Below are 16,447 nucleotides of genomic sequence, written 5' to 3' on the forward strand. Positions count from 1 at the left end.
GCGACATGTTGGTAATATTTATTAAGAGGAAGAGTAGACGAGTGCTTTAATTGTATAGTGGTGTAGTTTTTTGTGAGCTGCGAAGCAGCGAAATGTTGGTAGCATTGCGGTTGTCATTTCTTAAAGGGAGCGCCGAAGGTGCGACATGTTGGTAATATTTATTAAGAGGAAGAGTAGACGAGTGCTTTAATTGTACAGTTGTGTAGTTTTTTGTGAGCTGCGAAGCAGCGAAATGTTGGTAGTTTTGCGGTTGTCATTTCTATAAGGGAGCGCCGAAGGTGCGACATGTTGATAGTCTTGACGTGCATATGAAGGAGCGCCAGAGGTGCGATATGTTGGTTTAATTCATTTTGTAGTGATTCGCATAGCGGTGAAAGATTTGTATGAGAGCTAATGCGCAAATATTGGGAGCGCCAGAGGTGCGACATATTGAATTCAAAAAAATTAAATTTACTCTGTGTTCTCGGAGCAAACCTCGGTGAAATCTGTGTCTCTAAAAATCGTGTGAGCGATGATAGCGGAAAGCCCACAGTAAGCGATGGCGCGAGCGAAGCGAGCGTAAATGGAACGAGGACTTGCAGCGGACGTAGCGACCTGAATGAAGAAATGGAGAACAGCGACGACGAAGGAGGAGCTGTTTGTAATGACTGAATGAGGGACACACCCAAAAAACTTGTAGTGTTATACTTCCTACTTCCACCAATTTTCACTATTTTTGTCCATCTTAAAAATCAGAAAAATCTAACAAAAAAATATTATGAATCTTCACGAGTATCAGTCTAAAGAGATTTTATCAAAGTATGGTGTTGCGATTCAGCGTGGTTTCGTTGCGAACAATGTGGACGAAGCGGTAGCTGCTGCAAATCAGTTAAAAGAAATGACCGGAGCCGAAGGGTGGGTTGTAAAAGCGCAGGTTCACGCAGGTGGACGTGGAAAAGGTGGTGGTGTAAAGTTTTCTCCAAATTTGGATAAACTGAAAGAAAATGCACAAAACATCATTGGAATGCAGCTAATTACACCTCAAACTTCTGCAGAAGGTAAAAAGGTAAACTCTGTTTTGATTGCGGAAGATGTGTATTATCCAGGAGAATCTGAAACAAAAGAATTTTATGTTTCTATCCTTTTGGACAGAGCTCAGGGAAAAAATACCGTGGTTTACTCAACGGAAGGTGGTATGGATATCGAGCACGTTGCGGAAGTAACGCCTCATTTAATTCACAAAGAAACAATTGATCCGGCTTTAGGATTGCAAGGTTTCCAGGCGAGAAAAATTGCGTTCAACCTTGGGTTGAGCGGAAATGCCTTCAAAGAATTTACAAAATTCATTACCAATCTTTATAACGCTTACGTAGGGATTGATGCTTCACTTTTTGAAATCAACCCTGTTTTGAAGACTTCTGATGATAAAATTATCGCTGTTGACGCTAAAGTAACTTTGGATGGAAATGCACTTTACAGACATAAAGATTTAGAAGTTTTGAGAGATACGAGAGAAGAAGATCCAATGGATGTTGAAGCTGGTGAAGCAGGCCTGAACTTCGTGAAACTGGACGGTGATGTTGCTTGTATGGTAAATGGAGCAGGTCTTGCAATGGCGACAATGGATATGATTAAACTTTCCGGCGGAAATCCTGCAAACTTCCTGGACGTAGGTGGAACTGCAGATGCTGCGAGAGTAAAAACTGCTTTCGACATTATCCTGAAAGACCCTAATGTAAAAGCAATTTTGATTAACATTTTCGGTGGTATCGTACGTTGCGACAGAGTTGCACAAGGTGTTGTGGATGCTTACAAAGAAATCGGACAATTCCCGGTTCCATTGATCGTAAGATTACAGGGTACTAATGCTGAAGAAGCTAAAAAACTGATTGACGAAGCTGGTCTTCCAATTCACTCAGCTATTACTTTGGAGGAAGCTGCTAATAAGGTAAAAGAAGTTTTGGCATAAGCTGAAATTTTGAATATATTTTGAAGAACGCGCTTTTCGGCGCGTTCTTTTTTGGTTAAAATCTTACGGAACATTTTTTGATGTTTTCTCAAAAAATTAAAAATGCAAAAATTCTCCATTCCTAATCCGTGTCATGAAAACTGGGAAAGGATGTCTCCGCAGGAAAAGGGGAGGTTTTGTGATGTATGTTCACAGTGTGTTTATGATTTCACAAGAAAATCAAATTCAGAGATTTCTCAAATTTTGAATGAAAATAATCATGTATGTGGAAGATTTAGAAAATCGCAACTTTATTCTAAAAATTTGGTTCAGAAATGGGCGTATCAGTTTAATGAATTTATCAGCTCCCGAAATTATAAATCCTCTGTTATTATTATGTTTGCTTCAATTCTTTTACTGATAACGGGATGCAGGAAAAGAGAAGCTTGCATATCAACTACAGGTGTTTTAGTTGTTGAAAATGACAATGGAAATATCATCGGCGAAACACTTATTGAGGAAGATAGTACTCAACACAATTTAAAAAATTTGGACAGTACAACAGTTGTCAAATAAATTAGACAGTGGCTGTCGGAACTGAAGTCTTAATTCCTTCCGCATCCAATCTGTTTTTCAGCTTAACGATGGCTTCACTTCGAACGTTTGAAATATTTTCGCCCTGTTTCATCCAAAATTTAGCCTGCAAACTGTAAACTCCCAATTTTTGTCGAACGAAAACCACTTCCGCTGTATCTAAATTTTCCGCAAAATCAAACGTTTTTATTTCATCCAAAAGTACTTTTTTGGCTGTTTCAAGGTTTTCGGTATTTGGAATTTCAAGGTCGATAATAATTTTTCGGTGCTGCGAAGCTGTTGTATTGGTGAAAGGAGCACTGAAAATTAACTGATTTGGAATGTAAACTTTCTTTCCTTCATCATTAATCACTTTTGTGGTGAGGAAACCTATTTCTTCTACTGTTCCCGAGATGTTATTTATTGTAACATAGTCTCCAACTTTAAAGGCTTTATCAACACTCACCAACATCCCTGAAAACATAGATGAAACAATATCTTTTAAAGCAACACCGGCAATAATACCCGCAACTCCCAAACTTCCCAGAAACTTCATGAAGAAGCCGTTTAAGCCCATAATTTCAAGCGCCATAAAAGTTCCGGCAAGAATAATAAGGAATCTAAAAATACCGATTAAAGAAACAACGGTATCCTGATTTCTACTTTTTGGAAACAGGTTTTGGAAAATTCTTAAAGCAATCTTACTCAGAAATTTGCTGAAGAAAAATATTGCGAGAAAAACAAGAATTCCAACGATGAGGTTGGGTGTATTTTCGGCAAATCTAATCCACCAGTTTTGTACTACTTTATAAACGATATCCACATATTTCCATTCGGTTACTTTCTCCAGTTGCATAATTTCTTTTTTCGAATTTAAGGTTTTTTGAAGCAAAAAATCTGCCGTAAGGGGCAGATTCTGCATTTTTTGAGCGTATTTATTTAAATCAAAAGTAAAATAATCGAAATTACTAAACCAGCGACTGTAAAAATCATTCCGCGTTTAAAAGCCTTTGTTTTCGGGTTGAACATCCAGAAACTCGACAATACAAAGAAGAATAAGCAAGTCCCAAATAGGACATTAAGTCCGCCTAATTTATCTTTCGAAGGAGATTTATGCAGCTTTGTCATTTTATCCAGAATAAAAGGAAGTTCCTTTTTATCGTATTTTGCTTCTCCAGTTGCTGCATTGTATGTTCCACCTTTGAAGTAGATAACGCCGTTTTCTGTTTTTTCCGCTTCCAGACCTTTAATTTTAAGCTCTTTGCCAAGTTCTTTCGCTTCCAGATTTTTGGAAATAACTTTTTCGTAGTGTTTTTCTTTCTTCAGCATATCGGTGTCCCGATATACGAGAAGAACGCCACTTACTGCATAAACAGTCATAATTCCTGCCATAAAATATCCCAAGTAACGGTGTACAACACGCATAAAGGATCTTGTGTTTTTAATTTCTGCCATTCTTTTTGTTCAAAGTTTAATGTTTAAAGTTCAAGGTTTAAAGTTTTAGATTATAAGTTCATCATCCAACATCCAACATCCAATTAAAGTTTATACGTCAAAGTAAAGTAAAAGTTCCTTGGTGTAATAGGATTTACCGAATAATTTTCATGAACATTATAGCTTTCTTGATCGAAAATATTACCCACTTTTCCTTGCAGTAAGAATTTTCCGTACTCATATCCCAATGAAAGATCTACTGTTGTAAATCCGGCTACATCAATCATTCGGGTTACTTGAGACTGGTTTTTAGTATCATTCCATCCTGCTTTTCTGTCACCGGTATAGAATGCTGTTGCTCCCAAAATCAATCCTTTCAAGGTATTGTCGAATTTATAGAAAGCCGAAGCATTTGCTGTGAAAGCAGGAGTTCTTACCAATTTTTGGTTTTCAACATATCCAAAACCATCGGGAGTTTCTGTATAAACGGTATGGTTATAAGATGCACCTCCAATTAAAGAAAGTTGCGTAGTAGGATTTCCTGTGATGTCCAATTCAACGCCACGGCTTCTCACTTTTCCGGCATATTCTCTGAACTGTGAATTTGTAATGGATGTTTGATAGGTGTTATTGTTATTGATTTGATAAGCACTAAGATTTAACGCCACTGCATTATTGAAAATATTTTTCTTTAAACCAACTTCATACTGATCAACATTCGATGGCTTTAATGCTTCTCCATTAATGTCCAATCCGCTGTTGGGCACAAAAGAATTGGTGTAGCTTCCATAAACTGTAAAATTAGCTGTAGGGGTGAAAATTAGGGCTGCTTTAGGAGAAAATGCTCTATCCACTGTAGCGGCGGTAGATTTTGTAGTGTCGGTGTAATTATTGAAGAAAGCAACTTCTGAAGCAGCATTTTCAAGGTAAGAATATCTTACACCGGCCAAAATTTTGAAGTATTTTGAAAGTTCAACAAAATCCTGAACATAAACACCGGCTCTTTTCGTTGGAACACGAACTCTTCTTGCTTCTGAAGTTTCCGGTTCTGCATAAGCTGTCCATGAAGCCGGATTATTTAAAACCCATTTTCCAATCGCATAGCTGCTGCCGAACAATTTTCCGTTTGCGTCTTTATAAACATAAGTATCTGCAGTTCCGTAATCGCCATCTGCACCAAAAAGAATTTTATGATTTACACTTCCTGTCGCAAATTCTCCATTAATATTGAACTGAAGAGAAGTGTAATTTTGCTCGTTGTAAGATTTGTTCAGGTACCTGGTCCAAGTTGGGGTAGATGTAGGAACCGTTCCATCATAAAGCCACTGAACTCTTTCCGCAGAGAAATAATCTTTTGTGTAATTTTGGTATGAAGCTACAGAATTCAAATACCATTTGTCGTTAAACTGATGATTCAGGATGATATCTGCAGTGGCCATTTGGTTGGTTTGATTGTTCCAATCTTCACCTAAAAAAGTAGTTTTGTCTAAACCAGTATCTAGGCTGGAAATTCCGGTTTTGGAATCCATGATAGAACCTAAACCGAAATCCGGAGTAAATTCATGTTTCAAATAATCTCCTTCAACAATAATTTGTGTTTTTTCGCCGATATTGAAGGCAAAAGAAGGATTGAAATATTGCTTTTTGGAATTCACTATATCACGGAAACTATCGGAATATTCATACGTTCCGTTTACTCGGAAAGCAACTTTTTCTGAAAGCGGACCGTAAACATCTACGGTTGGTTTGTAGGAATTCCAACTTCCTGCACTGATTCCTAAACTTCCGCCAAAAGTAAAGCGAGGTTTTTTGGTAATCATGTTTACAATTCCACCGGGACCAACGTTTCCGTAGAGCATTGCGTTGGCACCTTTTAAAGTTTCCACTCTTTCCAATCCGGAGACTTCAGGGAAGATACCGCTGTTTACTTTTACGCCGTTTTTAAACATATTTTCGTTCCCAAAAGTAAATCCACGTCCACCAAAACTGTCCTGAGAACCACCTCGGGAAGAAGTAATATAAACACCGTTTACATTTTTAATAACATCAGAAAGCTGTTTAGCCTGTTGCTGTTCGATAACTTCGTGCGTTACAATGGAAACAGGTTGTGGTGTTTCCATGACCGTAAGATTTGATTTTGCTGAGCTTACTCTCGCTTTGTTGGGATTTCCGGTTTTGTGAAGTTTTACATCTTCAATTTCCTGAACTTTTAAAGTATCACTAATTACTACGTTTGGACCTTTTTGTGCGTAAATAACTGCAGAACAAGCAAGAAAGCCTAAAGCTAAAATCTCTCTTTTCATATAATTTTATTTAGAATGAATTAAAATAACGATGCAAATGTAGAAATTGAGAATGTTTCCACAAAATTTATTTTGATTAATTCTAAATAAAAATTAAAACATTTGTTTAAATTGTTGAAGATTAGAGATTTTAGCTGAAACTGATTTTTGTCAGTTCTGCTTTTTAATGAAAAAATTTCCAACAAGAATGAACAGAAAGCTGATCAGTAAATAGGAAATTCCATTTGGCGCTGTGGCGGTTCCAAATAAAACAACGGCAACTCCCAGAATAGCAATTACCGCCATCATATATTTGAAAAAAGTATTTCCTTTAAAAACTTTCTGCCGGATTAACTTTAGAATTCCAATAAATAAAGCTCCGTTTACGATATAGATAAACGCTATTGGAATGGCCGAAATATCATAATTTCTCGAAGCGAAATACGGAATTGTGTTGGTTAACCAATAAATGAACATATAAACCATAACCGTTACAAATGCGAAAACGGCACTGTTAACGGGCACGTTATATTTGGGATTTACTTTCCCAAGATTCAGAAATTTTTTGGAATAATCCTGATTGTAAAACTGAAACGGAACACGCGTATTCGCCAACAGCAAACCATTTGCAGTTCCCAAAACAGAAATAATCACAAAAAGCTGAATAATAACGGCTCCACTTTTCGAAGCAATATTTCTTGAAAATTCTGTAATGTAGCTGTCTTTCAGCGTCATGATTTCGGTGCTGCTCATTCTCAGAACAATTCCACAGTAGTACAGAACGTACACCAGCAGAACCGCTAAAGTTCCAATAACCAAAGCTTTTGGGAGATTTTTGGATGAATTTTTTATTTCTCCGGAAAGCTGTGTCGCAATATACCAACCGTCAAATGCAAAGGCAATCGGGATGAAACTTGCGGCAACTAGAATCCATAAATTTTGGTTTGCAGTGGTGCTTTTTGCTGCTTCAGCAAAAGGATTTTCCCCATCAACATTTCCGCCAACTAAGCTTAGAATTCCCAGAGAAGCAATGAGAATCAGGGGAATAAGTTTAAGTACGGTTGTGATTTGCTGAAACATTCCGCTTGCTTTCGGACGAAAAACATTTACACCCAAAAAAAGACAAAGATTGAAAACACCTATTAACGTATAATGCGTAAATCCGGGTTTAAAACTTAAAAATTCAGAAAATAAATTTGCAATATAAATTCCAGAAACTGTAAACAAGACGGCTGTTAGAAGAGGGTAAAACAAACTAAGATACATCCAGCCGACGAAAGCAGCAGGTTTTTTCCCGAAACGGTATTCTACATAACTGAGGATTCCACCATCTTTCGGGAGCAGTTCCGCATAATTCGCCATAGAAATGGCCGCAAAAACTACACTTATTCCCACAATCAAAAATCCTAAAAGTCCCGCGAAAATGTTTCCGTGAGTAGCAGTGAGCACATCATCCACTTTAAAAAAAATTCCGGAGCCAATAACCTGTCCAATGACCATAGAAATAGCGGTGAAAAGTCCGTATTTTGCTTCAAGTTTCTGATTGTTTTCCATAGTTTTAGTTGATTAACAATTTTTTATCCTGCAATTTCCTGTAATTCCAGCCAGCGCATTTCCATTTCCTCCAATTGGTCTGAGAGGTATTGCAATTCCTCCGAAAGTTTAGAAATTTTCTCATAATCAGCTTCGTTATTGAGTTTTTCTAATATTTCTGAACGTTTTTTTTCCAGCTTCGGCATTTCAGAATCAATCGTTTCGAGTTCACGCTGTTCTTTGAATGAGAGTTTCTTTTTGGTTTTATTGGGTTTGAAATCGTTTACGTTGGTTTGATGCTGTTCGGTGTTTTCCTTTGTCATGCTGAGCGAAGTCGAAGCATCTTTTGTCGTGTTTCCATCTTCCATCTTCCTGCTTTCTCTGTACTCCGAAAAATTTCCGGTAAAATCTTTAATCGTTCCTTCTCCTTCAAAAGCCAGAACGTGGTCCACAATTCTGTCCATAAAATAACGGTCGTGCGAAACGATGATTAAACTTCCTTGAAAATTCTGAAGAAAATTTTCTAAAACAGTTAACGTTGGCAAATCCAAGTCATTGGTCGGTTCATCAAAAATCAAAAAATTGGGATTTTGATACAGAACGTGCATCAAATGTAAACGTCGTTTTTCACCGCCCGAAAGTTTTGAAATGGGTGAATACTGTGTTTGATCATCAAAAAGAAAAAGCCTCAAAAACTGCGATGCAGAAATGGTTCTTCCGTTGGCCATCGGAAAATTTTCGGAAATTTCTTTTATGGAATCAATCACGCGTTCATCTTCTTTAAACTGAAGTCCTTTCTGCGAAAAATACCCGAACTTAATGGTTTCACCGGTTTCAATTTCTCCTGAATCTTTAGGCTCAAATCCCTGAATAATATTAAGAAGGGTTGATTTTCCGACTCCGTTTTTTCCAATAATTCCGACTTTATCTGCTCTTTGAAATGAATACGAAAAATCTTTCAGCAAAACTTTATCGCCATAACTTTTGTTGATATTCTTGAGTTCCAGAATTTTATTCCCGAGCCTTTTCATATCGAATTCCAGTTCCAGATTTTGCTTTTTGGTATTGGTTTTTGCTACTTTTTCAGTATCGTAAAACGCATCAATTCTAGATTTTGATTTTGTGGTTCTCGCTTTCGGTTGACGACGCATCCATTCCAGTTCCTTTCTGTAAAGATTGTTGGCTTTATCGATGGTGGAATTTAGATTGTCTTCCCGAATCATCTTATTTTCAAGGTAAGTCGCGTAACTTCCGTTGTGAACGTAGAGATTTTGGTCTTCCATTTCCCAGATAATATCACAAACGGAATCCAGAAAATATCTGTCGTGAGTTACCAGCAAAAGCGTTATTTTCTCTTTGCTTAAATAATTTTCGAGCCATTCTACCATTTCAACATCGAGGTGATTGGTTGGTTCATCCATAATCAGCAAAGTGTGGGTATGTTGAGCGCGGGTTTCTGTCAACAATTTCGCCAAAGCCACTCTTTTAATTTGTCCGCCGGAAAGTGTTCCCATTTTAGCATCCAAATCTGTGATTTTTAGCTGGGAAAGAATTTGCTTCATTTCGTTTTCCAAATCCCAAGCTTTTTGATTTTCCATTTCGGCAATGGCTTTTTCCATTTCGTCTGGATTTTGGGAAATCAAAGAATGATGATATTTTTTCAATGCCTGAATTGGTGCGGAATCCAATGTCATCATAAATTCTTCAATCGTCAGTTGAGATTCAAACTCAATTTCCTGGTCAAACAAAACAACCTGAATATCCTTATTGATAACAACCGTTCCGCTGTCTGCAATTTCTTTTCCAAGCAAAATTTTCAGCAAAGTAGATTTTCCGCTCCCGTTTTTTGCAACGATGGCAATTTTATCTCCTTCATTAACGTTAAAGGAAATATTTTTGAAAAGGGTTTTAATTCCGTAAGATTTGCTCAGGTTTTCGGCGGAAACATAGTTCATAGTAGGTTGAGTAATGGTTGACCCTTCAACTTGCTCAGGGGTGACAGTTTGAAGTTGCGAAAATACGAAATTTAAAAACCTTGTAGGTTTCCAAAACCTATAAGGTTTTTGGGATATGTGCTAATTAATCGTCAAGCCTTTCAAACTCCACATTCCACCGTTGTAAACATCTACATCCACTTTAGAATTAATGCCGTAAACAATGCCGTTTTCGGTGAACTGCCAAAAATCCCATTCGTCATCCGGCGAAGGTTGCGGAACATCGTTGTAATTAGCAAGCCAAAGCGGATAATCGTCAAACTCTCCGCGTAAATTGTCTTTATAATAATGGTAGAAAGTGTAAATAATGGGTTTTTCTCCGTAAGCTTCTTCTACTATCTTTAGCCAGATTTTCAAATCGGAAATAAATTCTTCGCGGGATTTCTGTCGCGGAATTTTTTCAATATCCAGAACAGGACGTAGGTCGCCTTCTTCCAATTTTACTGCTTCTAAATAATTATTGGCTTGCCGAACCGGGTCTTCATCTGCTCTGTAAAAATGATAAGCACCGCGAATAAGATTGTTTTCCTTGGATTTTTTCCAGAAATGATCGAAATTTTTATCAGCACTGCGGTTTCCCATGGTTGCCCGAAGAACGACAAATTTGATGGGAATAGCGCGGTTGGCAATACTCAAACTGTCCCATTTAATGTCTTCTTTTCTTTGGTAATGAGAAATATCGATTCCAAACGTTTTGTCGGCATAATCTCCAATAATTCTGTTGATTCGCGCTGCTTCTTTTTCGGAATTTTTTAGTTTTTTGTGTTCGAATTTATTGAAGTACATCGCGTAGTAAAACGCAATTTTTTCCTTTAAATAAAAACCTGTTCCAAGAAGCGCAATGGCTAAAATTGCCAAAAGAATTTCCCGGCGAAAAATCCAGTTTCTCTTTCGCTGCTGATGAATTTTTTTTCGGGTGGTTTTTTTTACCGTTTTCTTTTGTGCCATTTCGGGTGCAAAAATATCATTTTTAAAGATAGTTTTTGATTTGAAGCCCTAATTTCTTCAATGTTAATTGTTTTTAGCTGTGTAGACGCTAAAAGTTGGTGGTACAAAATTAAATTTATAGTTGAGCGCAGTAGATTCGGAATGTTGGTAAAGTTATTGAGGGTTAAATAAAAATCCCAGAGGCGAGAACTATTGAATTTTCTCCGTCTTTAGCCCTGATTGTAATGAAAATCCTTTTTTGTGAGAGGATATGCCGAACAAAAAAGATTGCAATGGAAAGCAGGTTCCCGGCTCCTAAAAAATAATTTACGTAATTTTGTAGGTATGGAAACACGCGAAAAAATCGTAATTGTTGGTGGTGGTTTTGCCGGTTTGAAGCTTGCTGAAACCCTCAACAATAAAAATAAAAAAGTAATTGTTATCGATAAGGTGAACCATCACATGTTTCAGCCGTTGTTTTATCAGGTGGCATGCGGAAGGATTGAGCCGAGTAATATTTCTTTCCCTTTCCGCAAAGTTTTTCAGCGCTCGCGCAATGTGCAGTACAGGATGACTGAAGTGGAAAAAATTGTGCCTGAAGAAAATAAAATCATCACGACAGGTGCGGTTTTTAGTTATGATAAACTGATTATTGCGACCGGTTGTAAAACTAATTTTTTCGGTAATGAAAAAATGGAAAGATTGGCTTTCGCAATGAAAAACACTCAGGAAGCGATCGCCATTAGAAACCATGTTTTACTGACTTTTGAAAAATTGATTATCGAAAAAGGTCGTTCCGACGACGGCAACTGGAATATCGTTATCGTAGGTTCCGGACCAACAGGTGTGGAATTAGCGGGTGCTTTTGCTGAAATGAAAAAAGAAATTCTGCCGCGCGATTATCCGAACATGAATTTTAACCATTTGAATATTATTCTGGTAAGTTCTACTGAAAAACCACTGAGTGTGATGAGCGAGGAAGCTCAGAATAAGTCCGAGGAGTACTTAAAGCAATTAGGTGTGAATTTTATGAGCGGTGAAATAGTGACGGACTATGATGGTGATAAAGTTTTTCTGGCAAGTGGAAAAACTATTCCCACGAACAACGTGATTTGGGCTGCAGGTGTTATAGGAAACGTAATTCCTGGTTTGAATCCTGATATTTTAGTAAAAAATAGGTATAAAACCGACCGTTTTAATAGGGTGGAAGGTTACGACAATATTTTTGCAATTGGCGATATTGCTTATATGGAAACACCGAAATATCCTCAAGGGCATCCCCAAGTTGCGAATGTGGCTATTAATCAGGGTAAAGTTTTGGGTAAAAATTTTCTCAAAAAATCTGAAAACGAATGGATTCAGTACGAATATAAAGACAGGGGAAGTATGGCAACCATTGGAAAACACAGAGCGGTTGTTGATTTGCCTAAGTTTAAATTTCAGGGATTTTTCGCTTGGTATTTTTGGATGTTTTTGCATCTCATGCTGATTCTTTCTGTAAGAAATAAACTGGCGATTTTTTTCAACTGGATGTGGAGCTACTTCAACAAAGACAGTTCACTTCGCTTGATTATCGTCCCAAACCGAAAAAATGATACTGAACAATGAGAATTGATATTATAAGTGTGTTGCCGGAATTGATGGAGAGTCCTTTTCAGGCTTCGATTTTAAAAAGAGCGATGCAGAAAGGTCTGGCTGAGGTTAACTTTCATCAAATCCGTAACTGGAGTACAGGAAAACACCGACAAATTGATGACGAACCTTATGGAGGTGGAGCCGGAATGGTGATGATGGTGGAACCTTTGGATAAATGTATTTCTGAATTAAAGGCAGAAAGAAATTACGACGAAATTATTTATCTCACTCCCGAAGGAGAAACTTTGAATCAAAAAGTTGCAAACACGCTTTCCATTAAAGATAATCTGATGATGATTTGCGGACATTATAAAGGAATTGACCAGCGTGTTCGTGACCTTCATGTTACCAAAGAAATTTCTATTGGTGACTATGTTTTAACAGGTGGAGAATTGGCGGCATGTGTTTTGGCAGATTCCGTCATCAGGTTGCTCCCCGGAGTTTTAAATGATGAACAAAGCGCGTTAACCGACAGTTTTCAGGATGGATTATTGTCACCACCAATTTATACAAGACCGGAAGTATATAAAGGCTTAAAAGTTCCAGAAGTTTTATTGAGCGGTCACAATCAAAAAATTGAAGACTGGCGTCATGATGAAGCCGTAAGAATTACTAAAGAAAGAAGACCCGATTTATTAGAAGATTAAAATTGATTTTGTAAAATAAAAACGCCCCGAAATTTTCGGGGCGTTTCTTTTATGTGTTGATGTAAATTATTTTACAATCACTTTTGAAACAGCATTTCCGCTTTCTGATTTTAATTGAAGAACATACATTCCGGTTTTCAAACCGTTCAGCCTGAATGTTTCTTCCGAAGAAGTACCAGTAAGTTTATAGTTTCCTACCTTTTTTCCGGAAATATCAAAAACGCTGATTGTTCCGCCTTTTGCGTTCGTGTATTTTACTTTCAATTCTCCGTTGGTTGCAGGATTTTGTACTACTAAGGTAGTTTTAGTACTTGCAGTTACATCTTCCGTTCCAAGATTGGAACAAGAAACGCTGCTCACATAAGTTGATGATGTAGGATCCCAAACATAACAAGAGCTTTCCGTAACATTTACGATATCTCCTGTTTTATTTACACCTGTAACTCCTTCTGCAGCTGCATCAGGCAATGCTGTTCTGAAAAGGAAATTGACCTGTGCGATATTCGGGAAAGTGTACATGAACCATCCTGGATTATTTGGATCTGCAGTCATATTGATTGGAGTTGACCATGTTGCAGCAGGAATTCCGCTGTTCGTAGGGATGATATTCCAGTAATGAATTTTCGGTGCAGCCCAGTTTGCATCTCCAGCTGGAGGTTGAAAACGAATCACAATATCTTTTACCGCTTGGAAGGTGTAAGTTCTTTCCATTACGCCAGAAGATAAACCTTGCGAATCCACAGCAATTGCTTTTACAGTAGTAGTGCTTGAAATTGGGATAGCTGTAGTATATTTTGTAGAAGAAGTTGTTGGGTCTGTTCCATCCGTTGTATAATAGATGGTAACTGAACCCCCAGGAACTGCACCGTTGTAATAAGTGTCAAAACCACTCATAGTTATATTTTGTGGTGTTCCACTTGTGAATGTTCCGCCAACCGGAGTAATGTTTACGTTTGGTGCGACATTTATTGGCTTTTTAGACCAAACCGAATAGTTAGTTCCGGAAGTAATTAATGTCCATCCTGTTCCTGCTGGTGTCCAGGAATTAGGCCCTATTTTCATGGCAACAGTAGCTTCAGCGTCACTTCCGTTTGCTTTGATGTAGGCTGCGTACAAACCAACTTCAGCACGGTCAATTGTTAAGCTACTCCAAGCGTTAATACCATTTGCTTTTCTTATGGCAGATAAAACATTGATTTGATTAGAATATGAAGAGTAAGTTCTGGATTTCCCATCTTTTGTATAAGTTCCACCATAATAGTGAGGAGCAAAAACACATGGGATTCCTGGATGTGTTAAAATATAGGCGTATGCTACAGGAATGTTAGTTCCTTGATAAGATGTATCATGTACAAAAGTATCATGGTTGTCAACAAAAGTTACCGCACTTTCAGCATATCCAAACTGTCCAGCAAGTCCAGCCATTTGTCCGCCTGCTGCTCCTGTAGAACTTAGTGCAGAGTAATTATTGGTTGCAGTTTGCGAACCAAAAGTTTGAATTACACTGCTCAGTTTATAATAAGTAGCAAAATCAAAAACTCCGGAAACATTTGCTCCATTTGCTTTTGTTGCGTTCACCCAATCCTGAAGAGCAGAAATATTGCCGTCCCAAAATTCACCCACCGAATAATAAGGCTGACTTGCACCTATGTACATTCCAAAATATTGTGGAGCAAATCCTTTAGCAACATCCCATCTCCATCCTTTGAACCCTAATGCTTTTAATCTTGTTAAAAATTCTTTGTAGCCATTTTGTACGGTAAGATTGGTGTGGTCCATATCTCTGGAACCATCAAAGCCTTCTCCTGTATCTGTTGCGCCTGTTGGTCGGCAGGAAACTCCAGCGGTTCCTGCATCGTAAGCAGCTGTTGCTTCATCATTAATAACAATTGCATCACATCCCCAAGCTGGATTTGTAAAGGTAGTCCAACCTGTAGTTCCACTTCTATGGTTTGCGACAACGTCTGCAATAGGATAGATGCCCCTTGTGTTCATGTTGGTTAACATTTTTGTCAACTGAGCCTGTGTTCCCCAGGAAGTATTGGAGAAATTATAAAGTTCAGTTGGGAAATAACCCACACCTCCGGTTGATGCACTTGGTGGTGGTAGCCAAACCATGTCCATTCCCATCGCACGTAAATTTCCGGTTCTAGTGTTGTAGTATTCATACAGACCTCCTTCGTTCGAGATTCTGCTTTGTGCATACTCGTCCCATCCGAAAGACTGAAACATGATGTCGTCCAAATAAGCTTGTGCTTTTAAACTTATTGTAGAAGAAAACATCATTAAAAATGTAATAAGTAATAGTTTTCTCATGAGGATTTTATTTATAAAAATTAATTTTTGAGCCTATAAATCTACAATAATTTCAGCATAATATGTAACTAATCTTAGTTTCATCAAAATATCTTTATTATTAATGCTTTTATAAATATTTTCAGTGAAATTAACTTTAAAATTAAACAATAGTTTAACAGAAATTTTTGTAATTTAGTTTATATCATTTTCAAACGCCTTAAATGACTAACGAACGTCCTTCATCCATTTCTTCAGAATTTGCGATGTTCTATAATGTAGAAAACCTTTTTCAGCCAGATCCAAAACCTATCCATAAACTCGATCCTACTGCTTCCGGACTTAGAAACTGGAACGACTATCGATATACCAATAAAATTCATAAAATCGCTCATGTATTCGAACTGGTTAAAGAAACAAAAGGCGAACTTCCGATGATAATTGGTCTAAGTGAAATTCAGGGGCGGAAATCTTTGGAAGATTTGGTTGCGAATCCAATTTTTGAAAATAATTATGGTATCGTTCACTACGAAAGCATGGATGAAAGAGGAGTAGATGTTGCGTTGCTGTATGATAAAACTAAAATAGAAATTGTTTCATCAGAGCCTATCAGTTTTTTCTTCGAAATAAAGGATGATAATCCCGAGAATTACGATACAACAAGAGATATTCTTTCTGTTAAATTGAAATATGCTACTGATATCATCAACGTTTTTGTATTTCACCTGCCATCAAAAAGAGAAAATGACGTCAATAAACCGAAACGCGCTTATATTGTAAAGGAAATTAAGGAGAGAATTTTAAAAATTCAGGCTGAAGAAAAACAGGCAGTTTTGCTTTGTGGAGACTTCAACGAAAATCCTGATGATGATAATCTCCGAAATCTTTTAACCGATGATTTGGCCAATAAAATTTTAACAAATCCGTTCGCGGAAATGTTCCAAAACAAAATTTTTTCAACCTTTCATTATAAAGATGGCTTACTTTTTGACCAGATAATTTTGTCAAATGAATTTTTTCATGAAAATTTTTCGCTGAAATATGTTTCGGCCGAAGTCTTTAAACCCGAAAAAATAAGTAACTGGGACAAAAAATTTCTTGGACGTCCGTTCAGAACTTATGCAGGAACAAGATATTTGGGAGGTTACAGCGATCATTTCCCGGTAATTGTAGAATTTAATAAAAATAGATAAAAAATAA

Annotated in this window: 12 protein-coding genes; 5 read left to right on the forward strand and 7 right to left on the reverse strand. The window is 37.4% G+C overall.

All coding sequences use genetic code 11. The annotated features are described in order from the left end of the window. Positions 1–757 precede the first annotated feature (757 nt). Both sucC and Q0252_RS11750 read left to right on the forward strand, forming a co-directional pair. Positions 758–1,948: an ADP-forming succinate--CoA ligase subunit beta gene (sucC, locus tag Q0252_RS11745; RefSeq protein ID WP_297986551.1), complete on the forward strand. Its 1,191-nt coding sequence runs from the start codon at positions 758–760 to the stop codon at positions 1,946–1,948. 102 nt (positions 1,949–2,050) lie between these two features. After that, a complete protein-coding gene (locus Q0252_RS11750) occupies positions 2,051–2,503 on the forward strand; it encodes a hypothetical protein (RefSeq protein ID WP_297986553.1) in 453 nt (150 codons plus the stop codon). 1 nt (position 2,504) lies between these two features. Here Q0252_RS11750 and Q0252_RS11755 read toward each other — a convergent pair whose 3' ends face one another. From Q0252_RS11755 to Q0252_RS11780, 6 genes are all read right to left on the reverse strand, one after another. After that, entirely contained in the window at positions 2,505–3,422 is a 918-nt protein-coding gene (locus Q0252_RS11755) for a mechanosensitive ion channel domain-containing protein (protein ID WP_297986555.1), read from the reverse strand. 17 nt (positions 3,423–3,439) lie between these two features. Next, positions 3,440–3,955 (reverse strand): hypothetical protein, encoded by a 516-nt coding sequence (locus tag Q0252_RS11760; protein WP_297986558.1) that lies wholly within the window; start codon positions 3,953–3,955, stop codon positions 3,440–3,442. An 83-nt stretch (positions 3,956–4,038) separates the two neighbouring features. Next, complete coding sequence (locus tag Q0252_RS11765; RefSeq protein WP_297986561.1) at positions 4,039–6,237, reverse strand: TonB-dependent siderophore receptor; 2,199 nt, start codon at positions 6,235–6,237, stop codon at positions 4,039–4,041. Between the two features lie 150 nt (positions 6,238–6,387). Continuing rightward, complete coding sequence (locus Q0252_RS11770; protein WP_297986564.1) at positions 6,388–7,770, reverse strand: APC family permease; 1,383 nt, start codon at positions 7,768–7,770, stop codon at positions 6,388–6,390. 23 nt (positions 7,771–7,793) lie between these two features. Continuing rightward, positions 7,794–9,704 carry an ABC-F family ATP-binding cassette domain-containing protein gene (locus Q0252_RS11775; RefSeq protein ID WP_297986566.1) on the reverse strand — a complete coding sequence of 637 codons (1,911 nt, stop codon included), beginning with the start codon at positions 9,702–9,704 and terminating at the stop codon, positions 7,794–7,796. A 120-nt stretch (positions 9,705–9,824) separates the two neighbouring features. Then, positions 9,825–10,691 carry a GH25 family lysozyme gene (locus Q0252_RS11780; protein WP_297986568.1) on the reverse strand — a complete coding sequence of 289 codons (867 nt, stop codon included), beginning with the start codon at positions 10,689–10,691 and terminating at the stop codon, positions 9,825–9,827. A gap of 324 nt (positions 10,692–11,015) precedes the next feature. Here Q0252_RS11780 and Q0252_RS11785 point away from each other — a divergent pair, with 324 nt between their 5' ends. Both Q0252_RS11785 and trmD read left to right on the forward strand, forming a co-directional pair. Beyond that, positions 11,016–12,278: an NAD(P)/FAD-dependent oxidoreductase gene (locus Q0252_RS11785; RefSeq protein WP_297986573.1), complete on the forward strand. Its 1,263-nt coding sequence runs from the start codon at positions 11,016–11,018 to the stop codon at positions 12,276–12,278. Continuing rightward, positions 12,275–12,952: a tRNA (guanosine(37)-N1)-methyltransferase TrmD gene (gene trmD, locus Q0252_RS11790; RefSeq protein ID WP_297986576.1), complete on the forward strand. Its 678-nt coding sequence runs from the start codon at positions 12,275–12,277 to the stop codon at positions 12,950–12,952. Before Q0252_RS11785 ends, trmD begins: the two co-directional genes overlap by 4 nt. Before the next feature lie 66 nt (positions 12,953–13,018). Here trmD and Q0252_RS11795 read toward each other — a convergent pair whose 3' ends face one another. Further along, on the reverse strand, positions 13,019–15,268 hold the full coding sequence (locus Q0252_RS11795) for a chitobiase/beta-hexosaminidase C-terminal domain-containing protein (RefSeq protein ID WP_297986579.1): 2,250 nt from the start codon (positions 15,266–15,268) through the stop codon (positions 13,019–13,021). A gap of 203 nt (positions 15,269–15,471) precedes the next feature. Between Q0252_RS11795 and Q0252_RS11800 the strand changes: the two genes are divergently transcribed. After that, positions 15,472–16,440 (forward strand): endonuclease/exonuclease/phosphatase family protein, encoded by a 969-nt coding sequence (locus tag Q0252_RS11800; RefSeq protein WP_297986581.1) that lies wholly within the window; start codon positions 15,472–15,474, stop codon positions 16,438–16,440. The last annotated feature ends 7 nt before the right edge of the window (positions 16,441–16,447 follow it).

The sequence above is a fragment of the uncultured Chryseobacterium sp. genome (assembly GCF_936933875.1).
GTDB lineage: Bacteria > Bacteroidota > Bacteroidia > Flavobacteriales > Weeksellaceae > CAKZIK01.

Coding starts and splice junctions, on each gene's coding strand:
- sucC (WP_297986551.1), top strand. CDS start 758: ATGAATCTTCACGAGTATCAGTCTAAAGAGATTTTATCAAAGTATGGT.
- Q0252_RS11795 (WP_297986579.1), bottom strand. CDS start 15,268: ATGAGAAAACTATTACTTATTACATTTTTAATGATGTTTTCTTCTACA.
- Q0252_RS11780 (WP_297986568.1), bottom strand. CDS start 10,691: ATGGCACAAAAGAAAACGGTAAAAAAAACCACCCGAAAAAAAATTCAT.
- trmD (WP_297986576.1), top strand. CDS start 12,275: ATGAGAATTGATATTATAAGTGTGTTGCCGGAATTGATGGAGAGTCCT.
- Q0252_RS11765 (WP_297986561.1), bottom strand. CDS start 6,237: ATGAAAAGAGAGATTTTAGCTTTAGGCTTTCTTGCTTGTTCTGCAGTT.
- Q0252_RS11785 (WP_297986573.1), top strand. CDS start 11,016: ATGGAAACACGCGAAAAAATCGTAATTGTTGGTGGTGGTTTTGCCGGT.
- Q0252_RS11800 (WP_297986581.1), top strand. CDS start 15,472: ATGACTAACGAACGTCCTTCATCCATTTCTTCAGAATTTGCGATGTTC.
- Q0252_RS11755 (WP_297986555.1), bottom strand. CDS start 3,422: ATGCAGAATCTGCCCCTTACGGCAGATTTTTTGCTTCAAAAAACCTTA.
- Q0252_RS11750 (WP_297986553.1), top strand. CDS start 2,051: ATGCAAAAATTCTCCATTCCTAATCCGTGTCATGAAAACTGGGAAAGG.
- Q0252_RS11775 (WP_297986566.1), bottom strand. CDS start 9,704: ATGAACTATGTTTCCGCCGAAAACCTGAGCAAATCTTACGGAATTAAA.
- Q0252_RS11770 (WP_297986564.1), bottom strand. CDS start 7,770: ATGGAAAACAATCAGAAACTTGAAGCAAAATACGGACTTTTCACCGCT.
- Q0252_RS11760 (WP_297986558.1), bottom strand. CDS start 3,955: ATGGCAGAAATTAAAAACACAAGATCCTTTATGCGTGTTGTACACCGT.